Here is a 19,752-nt window from a genome sequence, read left to right on the forward strand (position 1 = left end):
ATAATTCTAGGATTTTACATATGTTTAATGGAAAAAGTATTTTAATCACAGGTGGAACTGGAAGTTTTGGGAAAACTTACACAAAAACACTTCTTAAAAAATACAAACCTAAAAAAATCATCATCTACTCAAGAGATGAGTTAAAACAATTTGAAATGGCTAGAGAATATAGTGATTCTTGTATGCGTTATTTTATAGGTGATGTTAGAGATAAAGAAAGATTAAGCGTAGCTATGAAAGATGTGGATTTTGTAATCCACGCAGCAGCTATGAAGCATGTTCCTATAGCTGAATATAATCCCATGGAATGCATAAAAACCAATATAAATGGTGCCCAAAATGTAATCGATGCATGTTTGGAAAATAATGTTGAAAAATGTATAGCTCTTTCAACTGATAAAGCTTGTAATCCTATAAATTTATATGGAGCTACAAAATTAGCAAGTGATAAATTATTTGTTGCAGCAAACAATATAGCAGGATCATCTCATACTAAATTTAGCGTAGCAAGATATGGAAATGTAGTAGGCTCAAGAGGTTCAGTGGTGCCATTTTTTAAAAAGCTAATAGAAAATGGGGTAAAAGAGCTTCCTATAACAGATGAAAGAATGACTAGATTTTGGATATCTTTAGAAGATGGGGTAAATTTTGTATTAAATAATTTTGAAATTATGCATGGTGGGGAAGTTTTTGTGCCCAAAATTCCATCTATGAAAATTGTTGATTTGGCTAAAACTATGGCTCCAAATTTAAAACATAAAATCATAGGCATAAGAGCGGGTGAAAAACTCCATGAAATAATGATTTCAAGTGATGATAGTCATTTAACTTATGAATTTAAAAATTATTATGCAATTAGTCCAAGTATTCAATTTAACTCTATAGATGTTGATTTTAGTATAAATGCCCAAAATGAAAAAGGCAAAAAAGTCCAAGATGGTTTTTCATACAGCTCTGATAATAACACAAAATGGGTTAGCAAAGAAGAACTTTTAGATATAATAAATCACACAGAGCTTGAAAAATGATAACTTATTCTCATCAAAATATAGATCAAAGCGATATAGAAGCCATCATAAATGCTTTAAAAAGTGAAATTTTAACCGGTGGGAAAAAAGTAGAAGAATTCGAACAAGCACTTTGTGAATATGTCGGAGTAAAATATGCTTGCGTTTTAAATTCAGCTACCTCAGCACTTCATCTTGCGTATTTAAGCTTAGATGTTAAAGAAAAGATTGTTTTAACTACTCCTATAACTTTTGCTGCTACTGCAAATGCTGCTTTAATGGCCGGTGCAAAAGTAGAATTTATAGATGTAAAAAGTGATGGAAATATAGATGAAAAAAAATTAGAACAAAGATTAAAACAAGATAGCAAAAACATAGGTGCAATTTGCGTTGTTGATTATGCTGGCAACAGCGTAGAAATGGATGAAATTTTAAGTCTTTGTAAAAAATATAACATAGCTTTAATAGATGATGCAAGCCATGCTTTAGGAAGTATTTATAAAAATGAAAAAGTAGGAAGCAAGGCTGATTTAAGCATTTTTTCTTTTCATCCTGTAAAACCCATCACTACTTTTGAAGGTGGTGCTGTAGTTAGCAATGATAAAAATTTGATAGAAAAAATAAAATTACTAAGATCTCATGGAATTTGTAAAAAAAGACTATGGGATAGTGATATGTATGATTTAGGATATAACTATCGTTTAAGCGATGTAGCTTGTGCTTTAGGTATAAATCAATTAAAAAAACTCGATCAAATGCTGGAAAAAAGAGAACAAATAGCAAGTTTTTACGATAAAGAATTTGCAAAAAATCCATATTTTTCTACCATAAAAATCAAAGATTATAAAAAAAGCTCAAGACATTTATATCCTATATTGCTTTATCCTGAGTTTTATTGTCAAAAAGAAATAATTTTTCAAAAATTATTAGATTTAGGTATAGGTGTGCAAGTACATTATAAACCTACCTATGAATTTAGTTTTTATAAAAATTTATACAAAAATATCTTTCTAGAAAATGCTGATAATTTTTATAAAGCCGAACTTAGCATACCATGCCATCAAGAAATGAGCTTAAAAGATGCAAATTTTATAAAAGAAAATTTATTTAAAATTTTAGAAAATTCTAAAAAGGATTGCAATGCATGAATTAAGTATGTATGAACTTGCTTGTAAGCTTTTTCCAATTTGCAGAAGCATTACAGGAACTGGTTTTAGAGCTAGTTTAAAAATACTTGATGATGCTATGGGGGGGGGTATTTTAAAAATTCACTCCATAAAAAGCGGGACTAAAGTATATGATTGGATAGTGCCACAAGAATGGCAAATAAACGATGCTTATATCATAACTCCAGATGGAGAAAAAATTTGTGATTTTAAAAAAAATAATTTACATGTATTAAATTATAGCGAAGGTATAAATGATGAAATTTCACTAGATGAGTTGCAAGAGCATTTATACTCTATAGAAGATTATCCAGATGCCATACCTTATATAACAAGCTATTATAAAAAAAGATGGGGCTTTTGCATAGAACATGAAAAAAGAGAAAAACTTAAAAATGGAAAATATAAAGTTTTTATAGATGCGAAACATTTTGATGGAGTTTTAAACTATGCTGATTTTATAATACCTAGCACACAAAACAATAAAGAAGAAATTTTAATCTCTACCTATCTTTGTCATCCTTCAATGGCAAATAATGAATTAAGTGGGCCTATAGTAGCTACATTTTTAGCAAAATGGCTTTTAAAACAAAAAGAAAGAAAATATAATTATCGTTTTGTGATAATTCCTGAAACTATAGGTTCTATAGTATATATAAATAAAAATTTAAATCATTTACAAAAATATGTAAAAGCTGGATTTGTATTATCTTGCATAGGTGATGATAATGCTTATTCTTTGATCCACTCTCCAAATGAAAATACTCTAGCTGATAAAGTAGCACTTTATACTTTAAAAAATAAAGAAAATTTTAAAAGATTTTCCTTTATAGACAGAGGATCTGATGAAAGACAATATTGCTCACCTTTGGTAAATTTACCTGTGGTATGCATATGCAGGACTAGATTTGGCGATTATAAAGAATATCACACTAGCAAAGATGATTTAAATTTCATAAGTGAAAAGGGTTTGCAAGGTGGTTTAAAAGCCATGCAAGAAATTATAATGAATTTAGAAATAAACGCAACTTATAAAAATACAACTTTTTGTGAGCCCAATTTAGGAAAAAGAGGGTTGTATCATACTATAAACCAAAAATCCAGAAAACCTATCTCTACAAAATTTTTGGCTTATTGTGATGGAAAAAATGATGTTTTAGATATAGCTAATAAATTAAATTTACAAGCTTATGAAATAAAAGAATTAATAGAAAAATTAAAAGAAAATGGACTTATAATATGAAATATGTTACAATTTACAACTAAAAAAATAAATATTTATAAAAGAAAATTTATTTAAAATTTTAGAAAATTCTAAAAAGGATTGCAATGCATGAATTAAGTATGTATGAACTTGCTTGTAAGCTTTTTCCAATTTGCAGAAGCATTACAGGAACTGGTTTTAGAGCTAGTTTAAAAATACTTGATGATGCTATGGGGGGGGGTATTTTAAAAATTCACTCCATAAAAAGCGGGACTAAAGTATATGATTGGATAGTGCCACAAGAATGGCAAATAAACGATGCTTATATCATAACTCCAGATGGAGAAAAAATTTGTGATTTTAAAAAAAATAATTTACATGTATTAAATTATAGCGAAGGTATAAATGATGAAATTTCACTAGATGAGTTGCAAGAGCATTTATACTCTATAGAAGATTATCCAGATGCCATACCTTATATAACAAGCTATTATAAAAAAAGATGGGGCTTTTGCATAGAACATGAAAAAAGAGAAAAACTTAAAAATGGAAAATATAAAGTTTTTATAGATGCGAAACATTTTGATGGAGTTTTAAACTATGCTGATTTTATAATACCTAGCACACAAAACAATAAAGAAGAAATTTTAATCTCTACCTATCTTTGTCATCCTTCAATGGCAAATAATGAATTAAGTGGGCCTATAGTAGCTACATTTTTAGCAAAATGGCTTTTAAAACAAAAAGAAAGAAAATATAATTATCGTTTTGTGATAATTCCTGAAACTATAGGTTCTATAGTATATATAAATAAAAATTTAAATCATTTACAAAAATATGTAAAAGCTGGATTTGTATTATCTTGCATAGGTGATGATAATGCTTATTCTTTGATCCACTCTCCAAATGAAAATACTCTAGCTGATAAAGTAGCACTTTATACTTTAAAAAATAAAGAAAATTTTAAAAGATTTTCCTTTATAGACAGAGGATCTGATGAAAGACAATATTGCTCACCTTTGGTAAATTTACCTGTGGTATGCATATGCAGGACTAGATTTGGCGATTATAAAGAATATCACACTAGCAAAGATGATTTAAATTTCATAAGTGAAAAGGGTTTGCAAGGTGGTTTAAAAGCCATGCAAGAAATTATAATGAATTTAGAAATAAACGCAACTTATAAAAATACAACTTTTTGTGAGCCCAATTTAGGAAAAAGAGGGTTGTATCATACTATAAATACTAATTCTACAAATGACATACCGTTATCTTGTAATTTTTTAGCTTATTGTGATGGAAAAAATGATGTTTTAGATATAGCTAATAAATTAAATTTACAAGCTTATGAGATAAAAGAATTAATAGAAAAATTAAAAGCAAATGGACTTGTAATATGAAATACTTTTTAGAGCACAATAATAAAAAATATTCAGATATAAATTTGATAAAAGCTTTTGAAAATTTAGGCATTAAAAAAGGTGATATTTTATGTGTGCATACTGAATTATTTAACTTTGGCATACCTTTACTTAAAAAAAATGAATTTTTACAAACTATAATTGATTGTTTTTTTGAAGCAATAGGAAAAGAAGGCACGCTCATAATGCCGACTTTTACTTATAGCTTTTGCAAAAATGAAGTTTATGATAAATTGAATTCTTATACAAAAATAGGTGCTTTAAATGAATATTTTAGAAAATGCGAAGGTGTAAAAAGAACAAATGATCCTATTTTTTCTTTTGCTATAAAAGGTGCTAAACAAGATTTGTTTTTAAAAGATACAAAAAGTTGTTTTGGAGAAAATTGTGTATATGATATTTTATGGAAAAATAATGGAAAATATATGCTTTTTGGAAGTTACACAGGGCATACTTTTACTCATTATGTAGAAGAAGAATATAAGGTAGAATATAGATATTTTAAAAATTTTAGTGGAATTTTAATAGATGAAAATGGCAAACAAAATAACAAAAATATAAATTTTTATGTAAGACATATAGATAAATTTTCTTTACCAAATGTCGATAATATAAATACTATAACAAGAAAAACTAGTTCTTTCAAATCAGAAATCTTTGCTGGGGCACAAATTTGCGTTTTTAATACTAAAGAATACAAACAAGCTATAATAGATGCCCTAAATAAAGATAAAAATATACTTATTTTACAGGAATAAAAATGGAAGATAAATTTTATGAAATTTTAGAAAATATTTTAGAAACTAAAGTAAATAAAAATTCAAATCTAAGTATGGATAATTGTAAAAATTGGACTTCTTTAGCTCATATAGATATAATAATGAGTCTAGAAGAAGAATTTGAAATAAAATTTAATAAAGAAGAATTGACTAATTTAAAATCTCAAAATGATTTATTAAATTCTATAAAGGAAAAATTATGCTAGAAAATACTAAAAAATTATTTGATTTAATAAAAGAAAAAAATCCTTTACATGAAAAATGTTTAAATGGATTAAATCTTTCAAAACAAGAATATAACGATTTAGAAAAATTAATTATATACTATAAAAATGATTTAAAAATAAACTTAGAAGAACAAGCACAAAGCTATATAGTTGTTTTAAATGACACTTTGGAAGAAACAAGATATTTTATTGAATTTGGCAAATACAGATATAGCACCTTAGCTGAAGTCGAAGATAAAGTTTATTTAAATAAAGATTATATGAAAAAATATATGGTAGGTTTAGCTATATCATCATTTATATGGAATGCCCATATAGAAGTTAGGAGATATTTTGCAGATTTTATAGATGAAAAAAAAGATATAAAAAATACCTATTTAGAAATAGGTCCAGGGCATGGGGAATTTTTTACAAAAGCTTTAAGAAGTGCTAAATTTAAAGAATACTATGGTATAGATATATCTCCTATTAGTTGTCAAATGAGTAAAGATATGGTAGAAAATCAAGTTGGAAAAACTGAGGCTAAATATGAATTTATATGTAAAGATTTTACAAAATGCGATTTTAATAATAAAGCTGATTTAGTTGTGATGGGTGAAGTCTTAGAACATGTAGAAAAACCTTTGGAATTTATGCAAAATGTAAAAAATTTATTAAATGATAATGGAGAAATTTTTGCAACTATACCTATAAATGCTCCTGCCATTGATCATATATACTTATTTTCTCATCCTGATGAAGTAAAAGATTTGTTAAACAAAGCAGGATTAAAAATAAAAGAAAGTAAATATTTTATGGCAAATAATTATTCTTTAGAAAAAGCTTTAAAGACTAAAAATGCCGTAGTTATGGCTGTGGTATTACAAAAGGCTTAATGTGAATTATATAAAAGATTTATTTGATCTAATATCCACTAAAAACCCAATGCATGCAAAATATTTAAATAAAATTACATTTTCAAAAGAAGATGAAATAGAATTTAATAATTTAATAGCATATTATCTAAAAAATAATATAAGCTTAAAAGAGCAATGTGAGTGTTATTTGACTATATTAAATGATACATTAGAAGAAACAAAATATTTTATAGAACATGGCAAATATAGATATGAAAGTTTTGAGCAAATCAAAGATAAGGTATATTTTAATAAAGCTTATATGAAAAAATATATGATAGGCTTAGCTCTTTCATCTTATATATGGATAGCTCATATAAAGGTTAGAAAATATTTTGAAGATTATATAAAATCAATAAATAAAAAAGAACTTTATTTTGAAATAGGTCCAGGACATGGGGAATTTTTCACCAAGGCTGTAAAAAGTTTAAAATTTGAAAACTATATAGGCTTAGACTTATCTCCAACTAGCTGTGAACTTACAAAAAATATGGTCGAATATCAAGTGAAAACTCTTATAAATAAATGCAAATTTTTATGTGAGGATTTTTTTAATTTTAATTTTGACAAAAAAGCCGACTTAATAGTAATGGGAGAAGTTTTAGAGCATGTAGAAAAACCTTTAGAATTTTTAAAAAGAGCTAAAGATTTACTAAGTGATGATGGAGAAATTTTTGCAACTATACCTATAAATGCTCCTGCTATTGATCATATATACTTATTTTCTCATCCTGATGAAATTTTTAATATGGCAAAAAAAGCTAATTTAAAAATAAAAAATTACGAATGCTTTATGGCTAATGATTATTCTTTAGAAAAAGCTTTGAAATTTAAAAATGCTATAACTATGGCCGTGGTATTTAAAAAATGAATCTAAACTTACCAATACATCATATAGGCGTAGCTTGTAAAAATTTAGAAAAAGAAAGAGAAATTTTTTATAAACTAGGTTTTATCAAAGAAGCAGATTTTATAGATGAAAGACAAGGAGTTAAAGGGGAATTTATAATACCAAAAAATAATAATTTTCCACAATATCGCTTTGAGCTTTTATCAAATTTAAATGAAAAAGGTGTTTTGGATAATTATTTAAAAAATAAAATCAAAATGTATCATATAGCTTATGAAAGTAAAAATATACAAAAAGATTTAGATAAATTATCCATGGGGGGGGGATTTTGGTAGTAGATATAATGGAAGCTAGTTATTTTGCTAAGCTTTGTTTTGTTATGATGAATAATAATTTATTAATAGAATTAGTGGAATTAAAATGAATCTTTTTTCACCAAATTTAAAAAGAAATGATTTAATAAAACTTGGCAAAGAAAATAATTTTCAAAGTATAAAAATAAATGTTTTTAGAAATCATTCCTTTGAAGTTATATCAAGCATTATAAATGCATTTTTAGCTTTTAGCGAACTTAAAGCTGAATTTAATATAAGCTCTTATGATGATAGCTTAAATTTTGATGATTATAAAGACGCAAAAATCAATATTATATTTTTAGATTTAAATAATTATAAAAACAATATAGATGATTTTATAAAAGAAAAAATACAAGAATTATCAAATCTTAGTAAGGTGCCTATAATAACACTTTTATTAGGCAAGACTTCCTTAAAAAAATATGATATTTATGAAATTTTAAAGCCTTTTATTGATAAAAATTTAATTATAGATGAAAGTAATTTTGAAATAAATGCAAGCAGATTAAGCAATAAAGCTTGTATAAGCCTAGCACAAATTTTAGGCCTTAGCATAATACCTTCTCTTTTAAGACCAAAACTAAAAGCCATAATAACAGATCTTGACAATACCTTATATGATGGAATTTTAGGCGAAGATAGAATAAATAATTTAAAACTAAATCAAAATCACAAAAATTTACAAAATGAGCTTTTAAGATTAAAAAACGAAGGTATTTTACTGGCAATTTGCTCTAAAAACGATGAAAAAGATGTAAAGAAATTATTTGAAAAAAGAAAAGATTTTCCTTTAAAAATAGATGATTTTGCATTTATAAAAGCAAATTGGCAAGGTAAAGATGAAAATATAAAAGAAATTATAAATTTTTTTAACATAGGCTTTGATAGTGTTTTATTTATAGATGACAATATAGCAGAAATTGAAAATGTAAGATATTTAGGTATAAAAACTTTATTGGCAAATGAAGAAAGTTATTTTGTGTTAAAACTTTTTCCTGGACTTTTAAAAACAAAATTAAGCAAAGAAGATGAACTAAGAAATGCTGACATAAAAGCAAATTTACAAAGACAAGAATTAAACAAACTAAGCCAAAAAAATTATTTTGAAAACTTACAAATTCATTTAAAATTTGAAATAAATAACAAACAAAGCTTAGAAAGAATAAGCCAACTTTTAAATAAAACAAATCAATTTATATCAAATTATTCTCGTATGAGCTTAAAAGAATGTGAAGATTTTATGCAAGAAAATGCTATTTTAACTATAGCTATGAGTGATAAATTAAGCGATAGTGGCATAATAGCCATTTTTATAGCTTGTAAAAATAATGATGATTTAATAATAAAAGATCTTTGTATAAGCTGTAGAGCCTTAGGAAGAAAATTAGAAAAGATTATGTTTTTCAAGGCTTTAGAATTATTAAAAAAATATTTTGCCACTAAAAACATAAAGCTTTATTTTCAAAAAGGACAAAAAAATACTCCTTTTTTAGAGTTTTTATATTCTTTAAAAAATGATATTAAAGATGATTATGCGCTTATATATGAAGAAAAAATATCTTATGAAGGACTTGTAATTGAAAGCTAAATTCCAAAATGGAACTATATCTGGCATAAGTGTATGTGTGCCACCAAAATGCATAAATATAGATGATTGTTTAGAAAATGTATTTAAAAATGATGAAAAATTATTAAAACGAATGAAAAAAATTTCAGGCTTGCAAAAAAGATTTATAGCTGATGATGATATTAGCACTACAGATTTAGCTTATGAAGCAAGTATAAATTTATTTAATATGCTTGATTTTGATAAAAACGAACTTGATATGGTGATTTTTGTTACTCAAACTCCTGATTTTTTTATGCCATCTTGTGCAAATTATTTACACAAAAGATTAAATTTAAATCAAAAAACCATAGCCTTTGATATAAATCAAGCTTGTGCTGGATATTTATATGGACTTTTTACTTGTTTTTCTTTTATGAAAAATGAAAATATAAAAAATATTTTATTGCTTTGTGGAGATACTTTAAGTAAAAGCATAAATCCTTTAAATGTAAATTTAGCACCTATTTTTGGAGATGGAGTAAGTGCTAGTTTGATACAAAATAAAAAGAATTTAAGCTTTTTTGAGCTTTATTCTGATGGCAATGGTTTTGATAGACTTATCATTGCAAATGGTGCTTTTTCAAAACTTAAAAAAAGCACAAATGAAGATATTTTTAAAATAGATGAGTATAGATCTTTAAATAATCTTTACATGGATGGAGCTGAAATTTTTAACAAAGCTTTAGAATTAGAAAGTCAAGGTGTTAAAAATATGCTTGAATTTTGTGGTAAAGATAAAGATGAGATTGATTATTTTTTATTCCATCAATCAAATAAATTCTTAGTAGATAATTTAATAAATGATTTAAATTTAGACAAAGAAAAAACTCCAAATTTTTTAATGGAAAAATATGCAAATTTAAGCGCTTGTTCTTTGCCTGCCCTACTTTGTCAAATGCAAAAAAATGATTTTGATGCCATTTTAAGTGCTTTTGGGGCTGGATATGCTTATGGAAGTGCTTATATAAATTTTGATAAAAATTTTAAAACAGATATAATTTCAATTTACAAAGGAGAAAAAAATGACTAAAGAAGAATTATTAAAACAAATCGCAGATGCTATGCATATGGATGAGCCATTAAAAGAAGATATGATTTTAGATGATATAGATGAGTGGGATAGTCTTGCTTTTGTTTCTATAATGGTGCTTTTTAAAAATGTTTTAAATATACAAATAAATGGTGATGATCTTAAAAAATGTGAAAAAGTAAGCGATCTTTTGGCTTTGGCTAAAATTTAAACTAGAGATTATTGTTTAATCTCTAATCTTATTTGATCATCTTCTTCCTTAAAAGTATAAATCAAATCATCACATTTATATGAAATTTCTTTTTTACACGATTTATCTTGTAAAGGTTCTTTTAAAATTTCATCTAAATGTTTTTTTATAAGTAATTTCATAGGTATTCCACAACCATGCTCTAAATTTTTAATAAATTTTCCATCTATTTCATTTTCACTTGTTATTTTAGTAAAATCAATTTCAAATCCTAAATCTTTTAAAATATTAAAATATTCTTCTCTTTCTTCTAAAGGAACATATTGATCAAATTTAGAATGATAAGCAATGTATTTTGGTTTTGGATATAAGCTTTGAACTTTTAAATGTTCTTTGTTTAATGGTTCTCTTATTATTTTTCTAGCATTGGAAAAATAATTTGGTGAAGAAGAATTAGAAGTCCAATGTGTTTTATCAAAAGCAGCTAATTTAATGTTTTTAAAAATATGCGTAAGTCCTGCACTACAATATTTAATATAATCAATCTCTCTTCCAAATCCCACAAATCTCCATAAATCATTATCCAATGTTATATGAGAAGAATTATCTACAACAGTATCAATACTCCAAGGAGCTATTTTAACACATAAATTAGCTAAATATCCTCCATGAGAAGAACCTACTAAAATAGTCTTTATACCCCACCCCGTAATTTTAAAAGGAAGATTAGATTTTACATATAAAATAGCATTGATTATATCTGTTGCTTGCATGATACCAAAATTTTGATATTCATTTTTAGTGGGTTCAAATCCTACACTCAAATATAAATGATAATCTTCATTGAGCTCTTTTTCTCTTTTTAATCTTTCTATAAATTTATTTACAACATCTGCAACACAATAAAATTCATCATATGATTTTAAATTTTGCACATCTATGGGGAGTTGTATTCCTATTGCCTCCAAACTCGTTTTTAAAATAAATTTATCAAGCTCATTAATATAAAATAATGCTCCAGTTTGAGGGCGATTTCCTATACAATGATAATTCACACTTAAAACAGCTACATTATAATTTCTTGCACAATACTCATCGATGTATAAATTATCATTTATATCTCCACCTAATCCAGGTATAATACAAACTAAAGCTTCTATTTCTTTACTATCATCATAAATGAGTTTAAACTCAACCTTAGATTCTCTTTTTATATTTAATTCTACATCATCACAAGAATTGATTTCATAAGTTTTATTGATTATCATTGTTAGTCTTTATTTTAAATTATTTCCAAAACAAATTTATCATCTTTATCCTTAAAAGTAAAAACTTTGTTTTTACAAGGATAACTTATACTATCTTCTTTCATGCTAAAGGTTTTATCTTTTAGTTTTTCAAGCATTTTTGGTAATTCTTTGTTAAATAAAGCTTTATCAGGAATTCCACAACCATGAGTTAAATCTTTAATATATTTACCATCTATATCTTTTTCATCAATTAAATGAAAAGTTATGTCATAATTTAATGCTTTTAAAATTTCACACATTTGGATTTTATATTTAGCAGGGGTTGATGGATCTTCTTTAGAATGATAACTAATAATAGATATATCTTTATTTTTTTGACTTTGTAAGATTAAATGATCTTTATTTAATAAAGCTCTTATTAGATAATTTTCATCAGCAAAATAATAAGGTGAATTTGGATCTTTACGAGTCCAAAGAGTTTTTACATGACAAAAAATTAAAGTATTTGGATCATTAAAAACATAATCTTCAGTTTCTAATTCTCTTCCTATAATATAATTTAATGGTGGCAATGCTGCTCCTGAATTATCTATAACTCCATCTACATACCAAGGAGCTATCTTGGCACACATTAAAGCTAAATAACCTCCATAAGACCCCCCCCCGTAAATCTTAGGTAAAGATTTAAATTGAGGATAGTTTTTCATAATATCTTTTAAAGCATTGATATGATCAATTGCAGCCATTATGCCAAAATTTTGATATTCATTGTTGGGTGGGATGAAAGAACGAGAAAGGCTAACTTTATAACTAGTATCTAATATTGATTTTTCTTTTAAATTATTAATAGTTTGATATAAAAATTCATAATGAGCTGATGCGGTATCTATATCTAACTTACTTGTTTGAATTTTAAAATTTTCCAAAATTGTTTTCAAATGCGGTAAATCATCTTCCATAAAAGTAGTAGTAGCACTGTATTTTTCTACATCTGATCTTCTTTGACAAAAACAATGATATAAAACATTAACAGCTATTACATCAAATTTTTTAGCTATAAATTTTCTATAACTTTCTAAAAAATGCATATTAGTATTTGCACCATATCCACCTATGATAAAAACTATAGCTTTCATTTCTTTACTATCATTGAAAGTAATTCTATATTCAAGTTTAGATTCTCTTTTTATATTTAATTCTACATCATCACAAGAATTTATTTCATAAGTTTTATTAATAAGCATTTTAAGCCTTTTGAAATTGATATTAAATTATACTTAAATTTTAAAAAATATATGGATTTAATATGAAGCTATTTTTACAACACAATGATAAAAAATACTCGAATTTTGATTTAATAAAAGCTTTTGAAAATTTAGGCATTAAAAAAGGCGATATTTTATGCGTGCATAGTGAGCTTTTTAAATTTGGAACTCCTTTACTTAAAAAAAATGAATTTTTACAAACTATAATTGATTGTTTTTTTGAAGTTATAGGAAAAGAAGGCACACTTATAATGCCAACTTTTACTTATAAATTTTGTAAAAATGGAATTTATGATAAGCTAAATTCAAAAAGTGAGGTAGGAATTTTAACAGAATATTTTCGTAAATGGGGGGGGGTAATACGCACCAATGATCCTATTTTTTCTTTTGCCATAAAAGGTACTAAACAAGATTTGTTTTTAAAAGATACAAAGAGTTGTTTTGGAGAAAATTGTGTATATGATACTTTGTGGAAAAATAATGGAAAAATCATTCTTTTTGGAACTCATCTAGTAGGATATACCTTTACTCATTTTATAGAAGAAATAGCAAAAGTCCCATATAGATATTTTAAAAATTTTAGTGGAATTTTAATAGATGAAAATGGTAAAAAAATACAAAAAAATATAACTTATTATGTAAGAAAATTAGAAGAAAATTCCTTAATATGCAAACAAAAACAAATAAATTTATTAAAAGAAAACAATAATTTTAATATAATTAATTTCGCAGGATCTTGCATAGTTAGCATAGAAAGCAAAGGATATTTTTTAGATACACTAAAATATTTAAAAAATAATCCATATAGTCTATTAAAGGATAAAAATGACAACCAACATAAATGACTTTTTACAAAAAAGTGTAGCTAAATATCCAGATAAAAAATTATTTGTTGAATTTGATGGAAAGTATATAAGCTACAAAGAATTTGACATCATTACAGATAAACTTGCAAGTAAAATAATACAAGAAAAAATTTACCAATCACCTATTTTAATAATATTACCAAAAAGTATAAATGCTTTAATATCTTTTTTTGGTTCAATAAAAAGTGGAAATTTTTATACCATACTTGATGAAAAAACTCCAAAAGAAAGAATAGAAAAAATTATACAAACTTTAAAACCAAAATTATTTATAACTTCCAAAGAATTAAATATAAATTTAGATCTACCTACTATTTATACACAAGAATTTGAAAATTTCACTATAGATAAAACAGCTTTAGAAGATATAAAAGAAAAACACATAGATACAAATTTATTATATGTATTTTTTACAAGTGGAAGCACAGGCACTCCAAAAGGAGTAAGCATAGCTCATAAAAGTGTTATTGATTATACTTTTTGGGTTTGTAAAACTTTTAAATTTGATGAAAATCACATCTTAGCAAATCAAGCTCCGCTTTATTTTGATAATAGTATTTTAGATATTTTCTCTACCATAAAAGCTGGCGGGACTTTGCATTTGCTTCCAAATCATTTATTTGCTTTTCCAAATAAAATTATAGAGCATCTAGTAAAAAATGAAGTAAATACCATATTTTGGGTGCCTTCTGTTTTGATATATTTTGCAAATACTGATGCTATAAAAGACATCGATCTTAAACTAAATAAAATATTATTTTGCGGTGAAATAATGCCAAATAAACAATTAAACATATGGAGAAAATATTTACCAAATGCTTTATTTGCAAATTTATATGGACCAACAGAAATAACTGATGTTTGTTCTCATTACATAATAGATAGAGAATTTAGCGATGATGAACTTTTACCTATAGGAAAAGCTTGTAAAAATACAGAGCTTTTGGTATTTGATGAAAATTCAAACTTAATCACTAAAGATAAAATAGGAATAAAAGGTGAGCTTTATGTAAGAGGAACTTGCCTTTCACTGGGCTATTACAATGACAAAGAAAAAACTCATAAAGCCTTTGTGCAAAATCCTTTGCATGATAATTATTTAGATCTTTTATATAAAACAGGAGATATAGTAGCTTATAATGAATTTGGTGAGCTTTTATGTTATGGAAGAATAGATAATCAAATCAAATACATGGGTCATCGTATAGAGCTTGGAGAAATAGAAACCATAATAAATTCTCATGAAAAAATCAAAAATAGTGCTTGTATATTTAAAGATGATATTATTTGTTTTTATGAAAGTGAAGATGAGATAAATTTCAAAGAATTCTTAAAAGATAAATTACCTTCTTATATGATTCCTAAAAAATTTATAAAAATAGATAATTTTAAATTAAATCAAAATGGTAAGATAGATAGAAAGGTTTTGGGTGAGTTTGTTTGATAGCACTAAAAACACAAATGAAAGTATTAGCAATATATATGAAAATATGAATAATATTTATCAAGAAAAATATGATGATAATACTTTAATATATAAAGATAATCTTCTTTTTTATATAATTAATAATATATGCAAAATAGATAATTTAAAACCATCTTTTGTAAAAATCATCACAAAAAATTTAGATGTATTAGAAAGACATGAAAAATTTTTGCAATTAAATAATTTCAAATTATTAAAAACTTTTAAGCAGATGATTTTAAAAAATGAAAATTTAAATCCTATAAAATTTAATTTTATTCAAAAACCTTCTTTAAGTGATTTGGAAGAATGTTATAATTTTTTACTAAATATTTTCAAATATGAATTTGAACTTTTTTACAATAAACAAAAATTTAAAAATTATATAAATAATATATTGATTTATAAAGAAAATAATAAAATTTGTGGCGTTTTATTATATAATAATACTATAAACTATCATGCTCAACTAGAATATATTGCTGTAAAAAATAATTTAAAATATAAAAATATAGCATACGCCTTACTTAATAGTTTCTTTTTAGAAAATCAAAATAAAAAATTTTATAAATTATTTGTTGATACTAAAAATACAAAAGCTATTAATTTTTACAAAAAATCAAATTTTATGTTCAAAGAAATAGAACTTAGATTATATAGGAATTTTTTATGAATTTTAAAGAAATTTATTTACTAGGTGATGGAAAAGTTGCCAAGGAATGTTTAAAAATTACAGAATGTTTTTTTTAACAAAAAGGTTATTTGTATAAATTTAAAAGAAAAAATTAAACTAGATGAATTTTTTACATCTATTAAAAATACTTTAATTATTAGCGCTAATAATTTTTATATTTTTAAGAAATCATGCGTTGAGCAAAACTTTATTATTAATTATCATAATTCTTTATTACCAAAACATAAAGGCTGCAATGCGCATATATGGAGTATATGGGAAAATGATAAAAAATCAGGAATTACTTGGCATAAAGTAGATTGTGGTATAAATACAGGAGAAATTATACTTCAAAAAGAAATTCAAATTACCGAAGAAACCACAGCATTAAAACTTTTAAAAAAACAACACAGCATTGCAATTGAATCTTTAAAAGAATGTTTTAATATTCTTAAAATTAATAATTTTTCATGCGAAAAATCAATAAGTTATGGGGGGGGGTATCACAAAAAATGCGATTTACCAAATAATGGAATTTTAGATTTATCTTGGGAAAAAGAAAAAATAAATCGTTTTTTAAGAGCTATGGATAATGGAAATTTAACTCCAAAAGCTAAAGTAATTATTAAAAACAAAGAAATAGAAATTGTATGTTATAAATTCAACAAAACTTACATTGAAATAATTTTAAATGATGATATAATTTTAAAAATTTAAAGGAATGACAATGGATTTAACAAATGCAACAATTCAAAAATTCTTTATCAACATCGAAAGAACAGATATTGATGAAACTATGCAAAATTTGGTTAGTGAAGATATTATAGATAGTATAGATATAATGGCTTTAGTTGCTGAAATAGAAAAATACTATGGTAAACCACTAAACGCAGAATTTATAAGTCCTGAAAATTTTGAAGATTTTCAAAGTATTAAAAATATGATTGAAAATATTAAATGAAGATAACAAATCCTATCATTTCACTAACTGGTCTTGCAGGTAGTGGAAAAAGCACCATTGGAAAAGTTTTATATGCAAAATTACAACAAAAATATCCAAACATTATCTATTTAGATGGAGACGAATTTAGAGATCTTTTAGGTGCTTATGATTATGATAAAAAAAGTCGTATTGATTTAGCCATCAAAAGATCAAATTTTGCTAAATTTTTAAATAATCAAAATATGATAGTCATCATTACTACCATATCAATGTTTAATGAAATTTATAAATACAATAGAGAAAATTTTAAAAATTATGTTGAAATTTACATTAAATGTGACCTACAAGAGCTTATAAGAAGAGATCAAAAAGGGCTTTATACCCAAGCTTTAGAAGGAAAAATTAAAAATGTAGTGGGTATAGACATAAACTTTGATGAGCCAAATCCTCATTTAATTATCAAAAATTCACATCAAGATAAAATAGAAGAAAAAACACAAATGATTATTGATTTTATTCTTCAAAAAACAAATAAATGATCCACATAAACCATGAAAATCTTTTAGATTTAAAATATCTAGCATCTGGCGTATTTGATCCTTTACATGGCTTTATGAATTATGAAGAATTTAAAAGCGTCGTATATGATATGAAACTTTTAAATGATAATATTTGGACATTACCTATAACTTTAGAAGTTAATGATGATTATAATGTAGGCTCTATACAGGATTTATATTACAATCAAACCCTAATTGGAAAAATACATATAGAGGATAAATTTCAAATACAAGATAAAGATTTATTTGAAATTTTTCAAACCAAAGATCTTAATCACCCAGGTATTAAAAAAGAAAAATCAAAATCATCTCTTAAAATAGCAGGAAAAATACAAATTAAAGAAGAGCTTTTAAAAAATACCTTATACAAAGGTATGTTGCAAGATGTTTTTAGTAAGAAAAATAAAGAAGTTAAAACTATTGCTGGATTTCAAACAAGAAATGCCATTCATAGAGCTCATGAACATCTTCAAAAAATAGCTTTAGAGCTTTGTGATGCTTTATTTATAAACCCTTTGGTTGGCTGGAAAAAACAAGGTGATTTTACTCAAGAAGCAGTGATGAGTGCATATAAAGTAATGTTTGATGAATTTTATCCACAACATAGAGTATTTATACAAGGTTTAGAAACTAATATGCGTTATGCAGGACCTAAAGAAGCTATATTTCATGCAATAGTTCGTAAAAATATAGGTTGTACTCATTTTATCATAGGTAGAGATCATGCTGGAGTTGGAGATTATTATGGAGTATATGATGCACATAAACTTGCAAAAGAATTAAATTCTACCAATAAGCTTGGTATAGAATTGTTGCTTTTAAAAGAACCTTATTTTTGCACCAAATGTGATCAAATTGTAAGTGAAAAAGTATGTTCTCATGAAAATACTCATAAAATTTCTATTAGTGGTACTAAGATTAGACAGGCTTTAGTTTCTGGAAAAATACCCGATGAAAGATTTATGAGAAAAGAAGTAGCTAAAGCTTTAATAGATCTTGGCATGGATAATATATTTATAAAGGAATAAAATGCAAAAATATATTTTAACCATAGGACCTAGTTTAGGAAATGATATAAAATTAAATGAAATTCATCAAGAAAATTTTATTTACAGGATAAATGGGGCTCATGGAAGCATAGAAGATATAAAAAATACAATCATCCATTTAAAAAATCAAATCAATAATATAAAACTTTTAATTGACTTACCTGGAAATAAAATAAGAACAGCAAATATCGATAAAAATGGCATTAAAGTAGAGTGCGGTAAAGATTTTATTTTAAAAAATGATCAATTTAATTTTAAAGAATTTCATAAATTAGTCAAACCTCAAATGGTAGTATATGCAAATGATAGTGTTTTTACTTTTATAGTTAAAGAGATCAATGAAGAAGGTATAGTATTTACTTCAAAAAGTAATGGCGTACTTTTAAATAATAAAGGTATGCATATTAGAAATTTACACAAGGATATTCCATTTTTATTTCAAAAAGATCAAGAGCTAATAAAGCTTTGCAATGAATTTGATATAGATTATGTTGGAGCATCTTTTGTTAGAAAAGTAGATAATATAAAAGAGTTAAAAAAACTTCTTAATAAAAATACAAAAATTATTTCTAAAATAGAAACTATAGATGCTGTTAATAATCTATATGAAATTTTACAAGAAGTAGAATTTATACTAATAGATAGAGGTGATTTATCTACAGAAATTGGCATAGAAAAAATACCGCGTTTTCAAGAATATATTATAAATCTTGCTAATCATAATGGAATTAAAGTATTTTTAGCAACACAAATTCTTAAAAATATGGAAGAAAAACCTATCCCTACTATAGCTGAAATTGATGATTTGTATAATATTTCAAAAAGTGGAGTGTATGGAATTCAATTATCTGAAGAAACAGCCGTAGGAAAGTTTGTAAAGGAATGTGTGCAAATTTTAAATTTGATGAAAAATGAAATAAACTCTGAAAAAATTATATTAAAGTGA

Annotated in this window: 20 protein-coding genes and 2 pseudogenes; 20 read left to right on the forward strand and 2 right to left on the reverse strand. The window is 25.1% G+C overall.

What is annotated here, in order from left to right; all coding sequences use genetic code 11:
* Nucleotides 1-20 precede the first annotated feature (20 nt).
* From pseB to CVOLT_RS06525, 12 genes and pseudogenes are all read left to right on the forward strand, one after another.
* Nucleotides 21-1,028, forward strand: coding sequence for a UDP-N-acetylglucosamine 4,6-dehydratase (inverting) (pseB, locus tag CVOLT_RS06470; RefSeq protein ID WP_039665986.1), 1,008 nt, complete (start codon nucleotides 21-23; stop codon nucleotides 1,026-1,028).
* Entirely contained in the window at nucleotides 1,025-2,155 is a 1,131-nt protein-coding gene (gene pseC, locus CVOLT_RS06475; protein ID WP_039665987.1) for a UDP-4-amino-4,6-dideoxy-N-acetyl-beta-L-altrosamine transaminase, read from the forward strand. Before pseB ends, pseC begins: the two co-directional genes overlap by 4 nt.
* Nucleotides 2,148-3,416 carry a DUF2172 domain-containing protein gene (locus CVOLT_RS06480; RefSeq protein ID WP_052243189.1) on the forward strand — a complete coding sequence of 423 codons (1,269 nt, stop codon included), beginning with the start codon at nucleotides 2,148-2,150 and terminating at the stop codon, nucleotides 3,414-3,416. Before pseC ends, CVOLT_RS06480 begins: the two co-directional genes overlap by 8 nt.
* Before the next feature lie 86 nt (nucleotides 3,417-3,502).
* Nucleotides 3,503-4,777, forward strand: coding sequence for a DUF2172 domain-containing protein (locus tag CVOLT_RS06485; protein WP_052243190.1), 1,275 nt, complete (start codon nucleotides 3,503-3,505; stop codon nucleotides 4,775-4,777).
* The gene (locus CVOLT_RS06490) at nucleotides 4,774-5,556 is read left to right on the forward strand and encodes an AAC(3) family N-acetyltransferase (RefSeq protein ID WP_039665990.1); all 783 of its coding nucleotides are present in this window, start codon (nucleotides 4,774-4,776) and stop codon (nucleotides 5,554-5,556) included. The genes CVOLT_RS06485 and CVOLT_RS06490 overlap by 4 nt, the downstream gene beginning before the upstream one ends.
* Nucleotides 5,557-5,558: 2 nt before the next feature.
* Nucleotides 5,559-5,783, forward strand: a complete 225-nt coding sequence (locus CVOLT_RS06495) for an acyl carrier protein (protein ID WP_039665991.1) — start codon at nucleotides 5,559-5,561, stop codon at nucleotides 5,781-5,783.
* Nucleotides 5,777-6,679 (forward strand): class I SAM-dependent methyltransferase, encoded by a 903-nt coding sequence (locus CVOLT_RS06500; protein ID WP_039665992.1) that lies wholly within the window; start codon nucleotides 5,777-5,779, stop codon nucleotides 6,677-6,679. Before CVOLT_RS06495 ends, CVOLT_RS06500 begins: the two co-directional genes overlap by 7 nt.
* A gap of 49 nt (nucleotides 6,680-6,728) precedes the next feature.
* Complete coding sequence (locus CVOLT_RS06505) at nucleotides 6,729-7,571, forward strand: class I SAM-dependent methyltransferase (protein WP_052243217.1); 843 nt, start codon at nucleotides 6,729-6,731, stop codon at nucleotides 7,569-7,571.
* Nucleotides 7,568-7,974, forward strand: a pseudogene (locus tag CVOLT_RS06510) (VOC family protein). The gene CVOLT_RS06505 and the pseudogene CVOLT_RS06510 overlap by 4 nt, the downstream one beginning before the upstream one ends.
* Nucleotides 7,971-9,494, forward strand: a complete 1,524-nt coding sequence (locus tag CVOLT_RS06515; protein WP_039665995.1) for an HAD-IIIC family phosphatase — start codon at nucleotides 7,971-7,973, stop codon at nucleotides 9,492-9,494. The pseudogene CVOLT_RS06510 and the gene CVOLT_RS06515 overlap by 4 nt, the downstream one beginning before the upstream one ends.
* The gene (locus tag CVOLT_RS06520; protein ID WP_039665996.1) at nucleotides 9,484-10,545 is read left to right on the forward strand and encodes a beta-ketoacyl-ACP synthase III; all 1,062 of its coding nucleotides are present in this window, start codon (nucleotides 9,484-9,486) and stop codon (nucleotides 10,543-10,545) included. The genes CVOLT_RS06515 and CVOLT_RS06520 overlap by 11 nt, the downstream gene beginning before the upstream one ends.
* A complete protein-coding gene (locus CVOLT_RS06525) occupies nucleotides 10,538-10,756 on the forward strand; it encodes a phosphopantetheine-binding protein (RefSeq protein ID WP_039665997.1) in 219 nt (72 codons plus the stop codon). Before CVOLT_RS06520 ends, CVOLT_RS06525 begins: the two co-directional genes overlap by 8 nt.
* 8 nt (nucleotides 10,757-10,764) lie before the next feature.
* Here the strand turns inward: CVOLT_RS06525 and CVOLT_RS06530 are convergent, their stop codons facing one another.
* Nucleotides 10,765-12,003 carry a DUF2920 family protein gene (locus CVOLT_RS06530; RefSeq protein WP_039665998.1) on the reverse strand — a complete coding sequence of 413 codons (1,239 nt, stop codon included), beginning with the start codon at nucleotides 12,001-12,003 and terminating at the stop codon, nucleotides 10,765-10,767.
* 14 nt (nucleotides 12,004-12,017) lie between these two features.
* Nucleotides 12,018-13,229 (reverse strand): DUF2920 family protein, encoded by a 1,212-nt coding sequence (locus CVOLT_RS06535; protein WP_039665999.1) that lies wholly within the window; start codon nucleotides 13,227-13,229, stop codon nucleotides 12,018-12,020.
* A 62-nt stretch (nucleotides 13,230-13,291) separates the two neighbouring features.
* On the opposite strand from CVOLT_RS06535, the gene CVOLT_RS06540 reads away from it, so the two are divergent.
* The 8 genes and pseudogenes from CVOLT_RS06540 (at nucleotide 13,292) to CVOLT_RS06575 (ending at nucleotide 19,752) form a co-directional block, all read left to right on the forward strand.
* A complete protein-coding gene (locus CVOLT_RS06540; protein WP_039666000.1) occupies nucleotides 13,292-14,095 on the forward strand; it encodes an AAC(3) family N-acetyltransferase in 804 nt (267 codons plus the stop codon).
* On the forward strand, nucleotides 14,076-15,560 hold the full coding sequence (locus tag CVOLT_RS06545; RefSeq protein WP_039666001.1) for an amino acid adenylation domain-containing protein: 1,485 nt from the start codon (nucleotides 14,076-14,078) through the stop codon (nucleotides 15,558-15,560). The genes CVOLT_RS06540 and CVOLT_RS06545 overlap by 20 nt, the downstream gene beginning before the upstream one ends.
* Nucleotides 15,547-16,254, forward strand: coding sequence for a GNAT family N-acetyltransferase (locus CVOLT_RS06550; RefSeq protein WP_052243191.1), 708 nt, complete (start codon nucleotides 15,547-15,549; stop codon nucleotides 16,252-16,254). Before CVOLT_RS06545 ends, CVOLT_RS06550 begins: the two co-directional genes overlap by 14 nt.
* Nucleotides 16,251-16,971 (forward strand): annotated as a pseudogene (locus CVOLT_RS08260) (formyltransferase family protein). The gene CVOLT_RS06550 and the pseudogene CVOLT_RS08260 overlap by 4 nt, the downstream one beginning before the upstream one ends.
* 10 nt (nucleotides 16,972-16,981) lie before the next feature.
* Entirely contained in the window at nucleotides 16,982-17,215 is a 234-nt protein-coding gene (locus CVOLT_RS06560) for a phosphopantetheine-binding protein (protein ID WP_039666002.1), read from the forward strand.
* A complete protein-coding gene (locus CVOLT_RS06565; RefSeq protein WP_039666003.1) occupies nucleotides 17,212-17,736 on the forward strand; it encodes an adenylyl-sulfate kinase in 525 nt (174 codons plus the stop codon). Before CVOLT_RS06560 ends, CVOLT_RS06565 begins: the two co-directional genes overlap by 4 nt.
* Nucleotides 17,733-18,785: a sulfate adenylyltransferase gene (locus CVOLT_RS06570; RefSeq protein WP_039666004.1), complete on the forward strand. Its 1,053-nt coding sequence runs from the start codon at nucleotides 17,733-17,735 to the stop codon at nucleotides 18,783-18,785. Before CVOLT_RS06565 ends, CVOLT_RS06570 begins: the two co-directional genes overlap by 4 nt.
* Before the next feature lies 1 nt (nucleotide 18,786).
* A complete protein-coding gene (locus CVOLT_RS06575; RefSeq protein ID WP_039666005.1) occupies nucleotides 18,787-19,752 on the forward strand; it encodes a pyruvate kinase in 966 nt (321 codons plus the stop codon).

Origin of the sequence: Campylobacter volucris (assembly GCF_008245045.1) — a bacterium.
Lineage (GTDB): Bacteria > Campylobacterota > Campylobacteria > Campylobacterales > Campylobacteraceae > Campylobacter_D > Campylobacter_D volucris.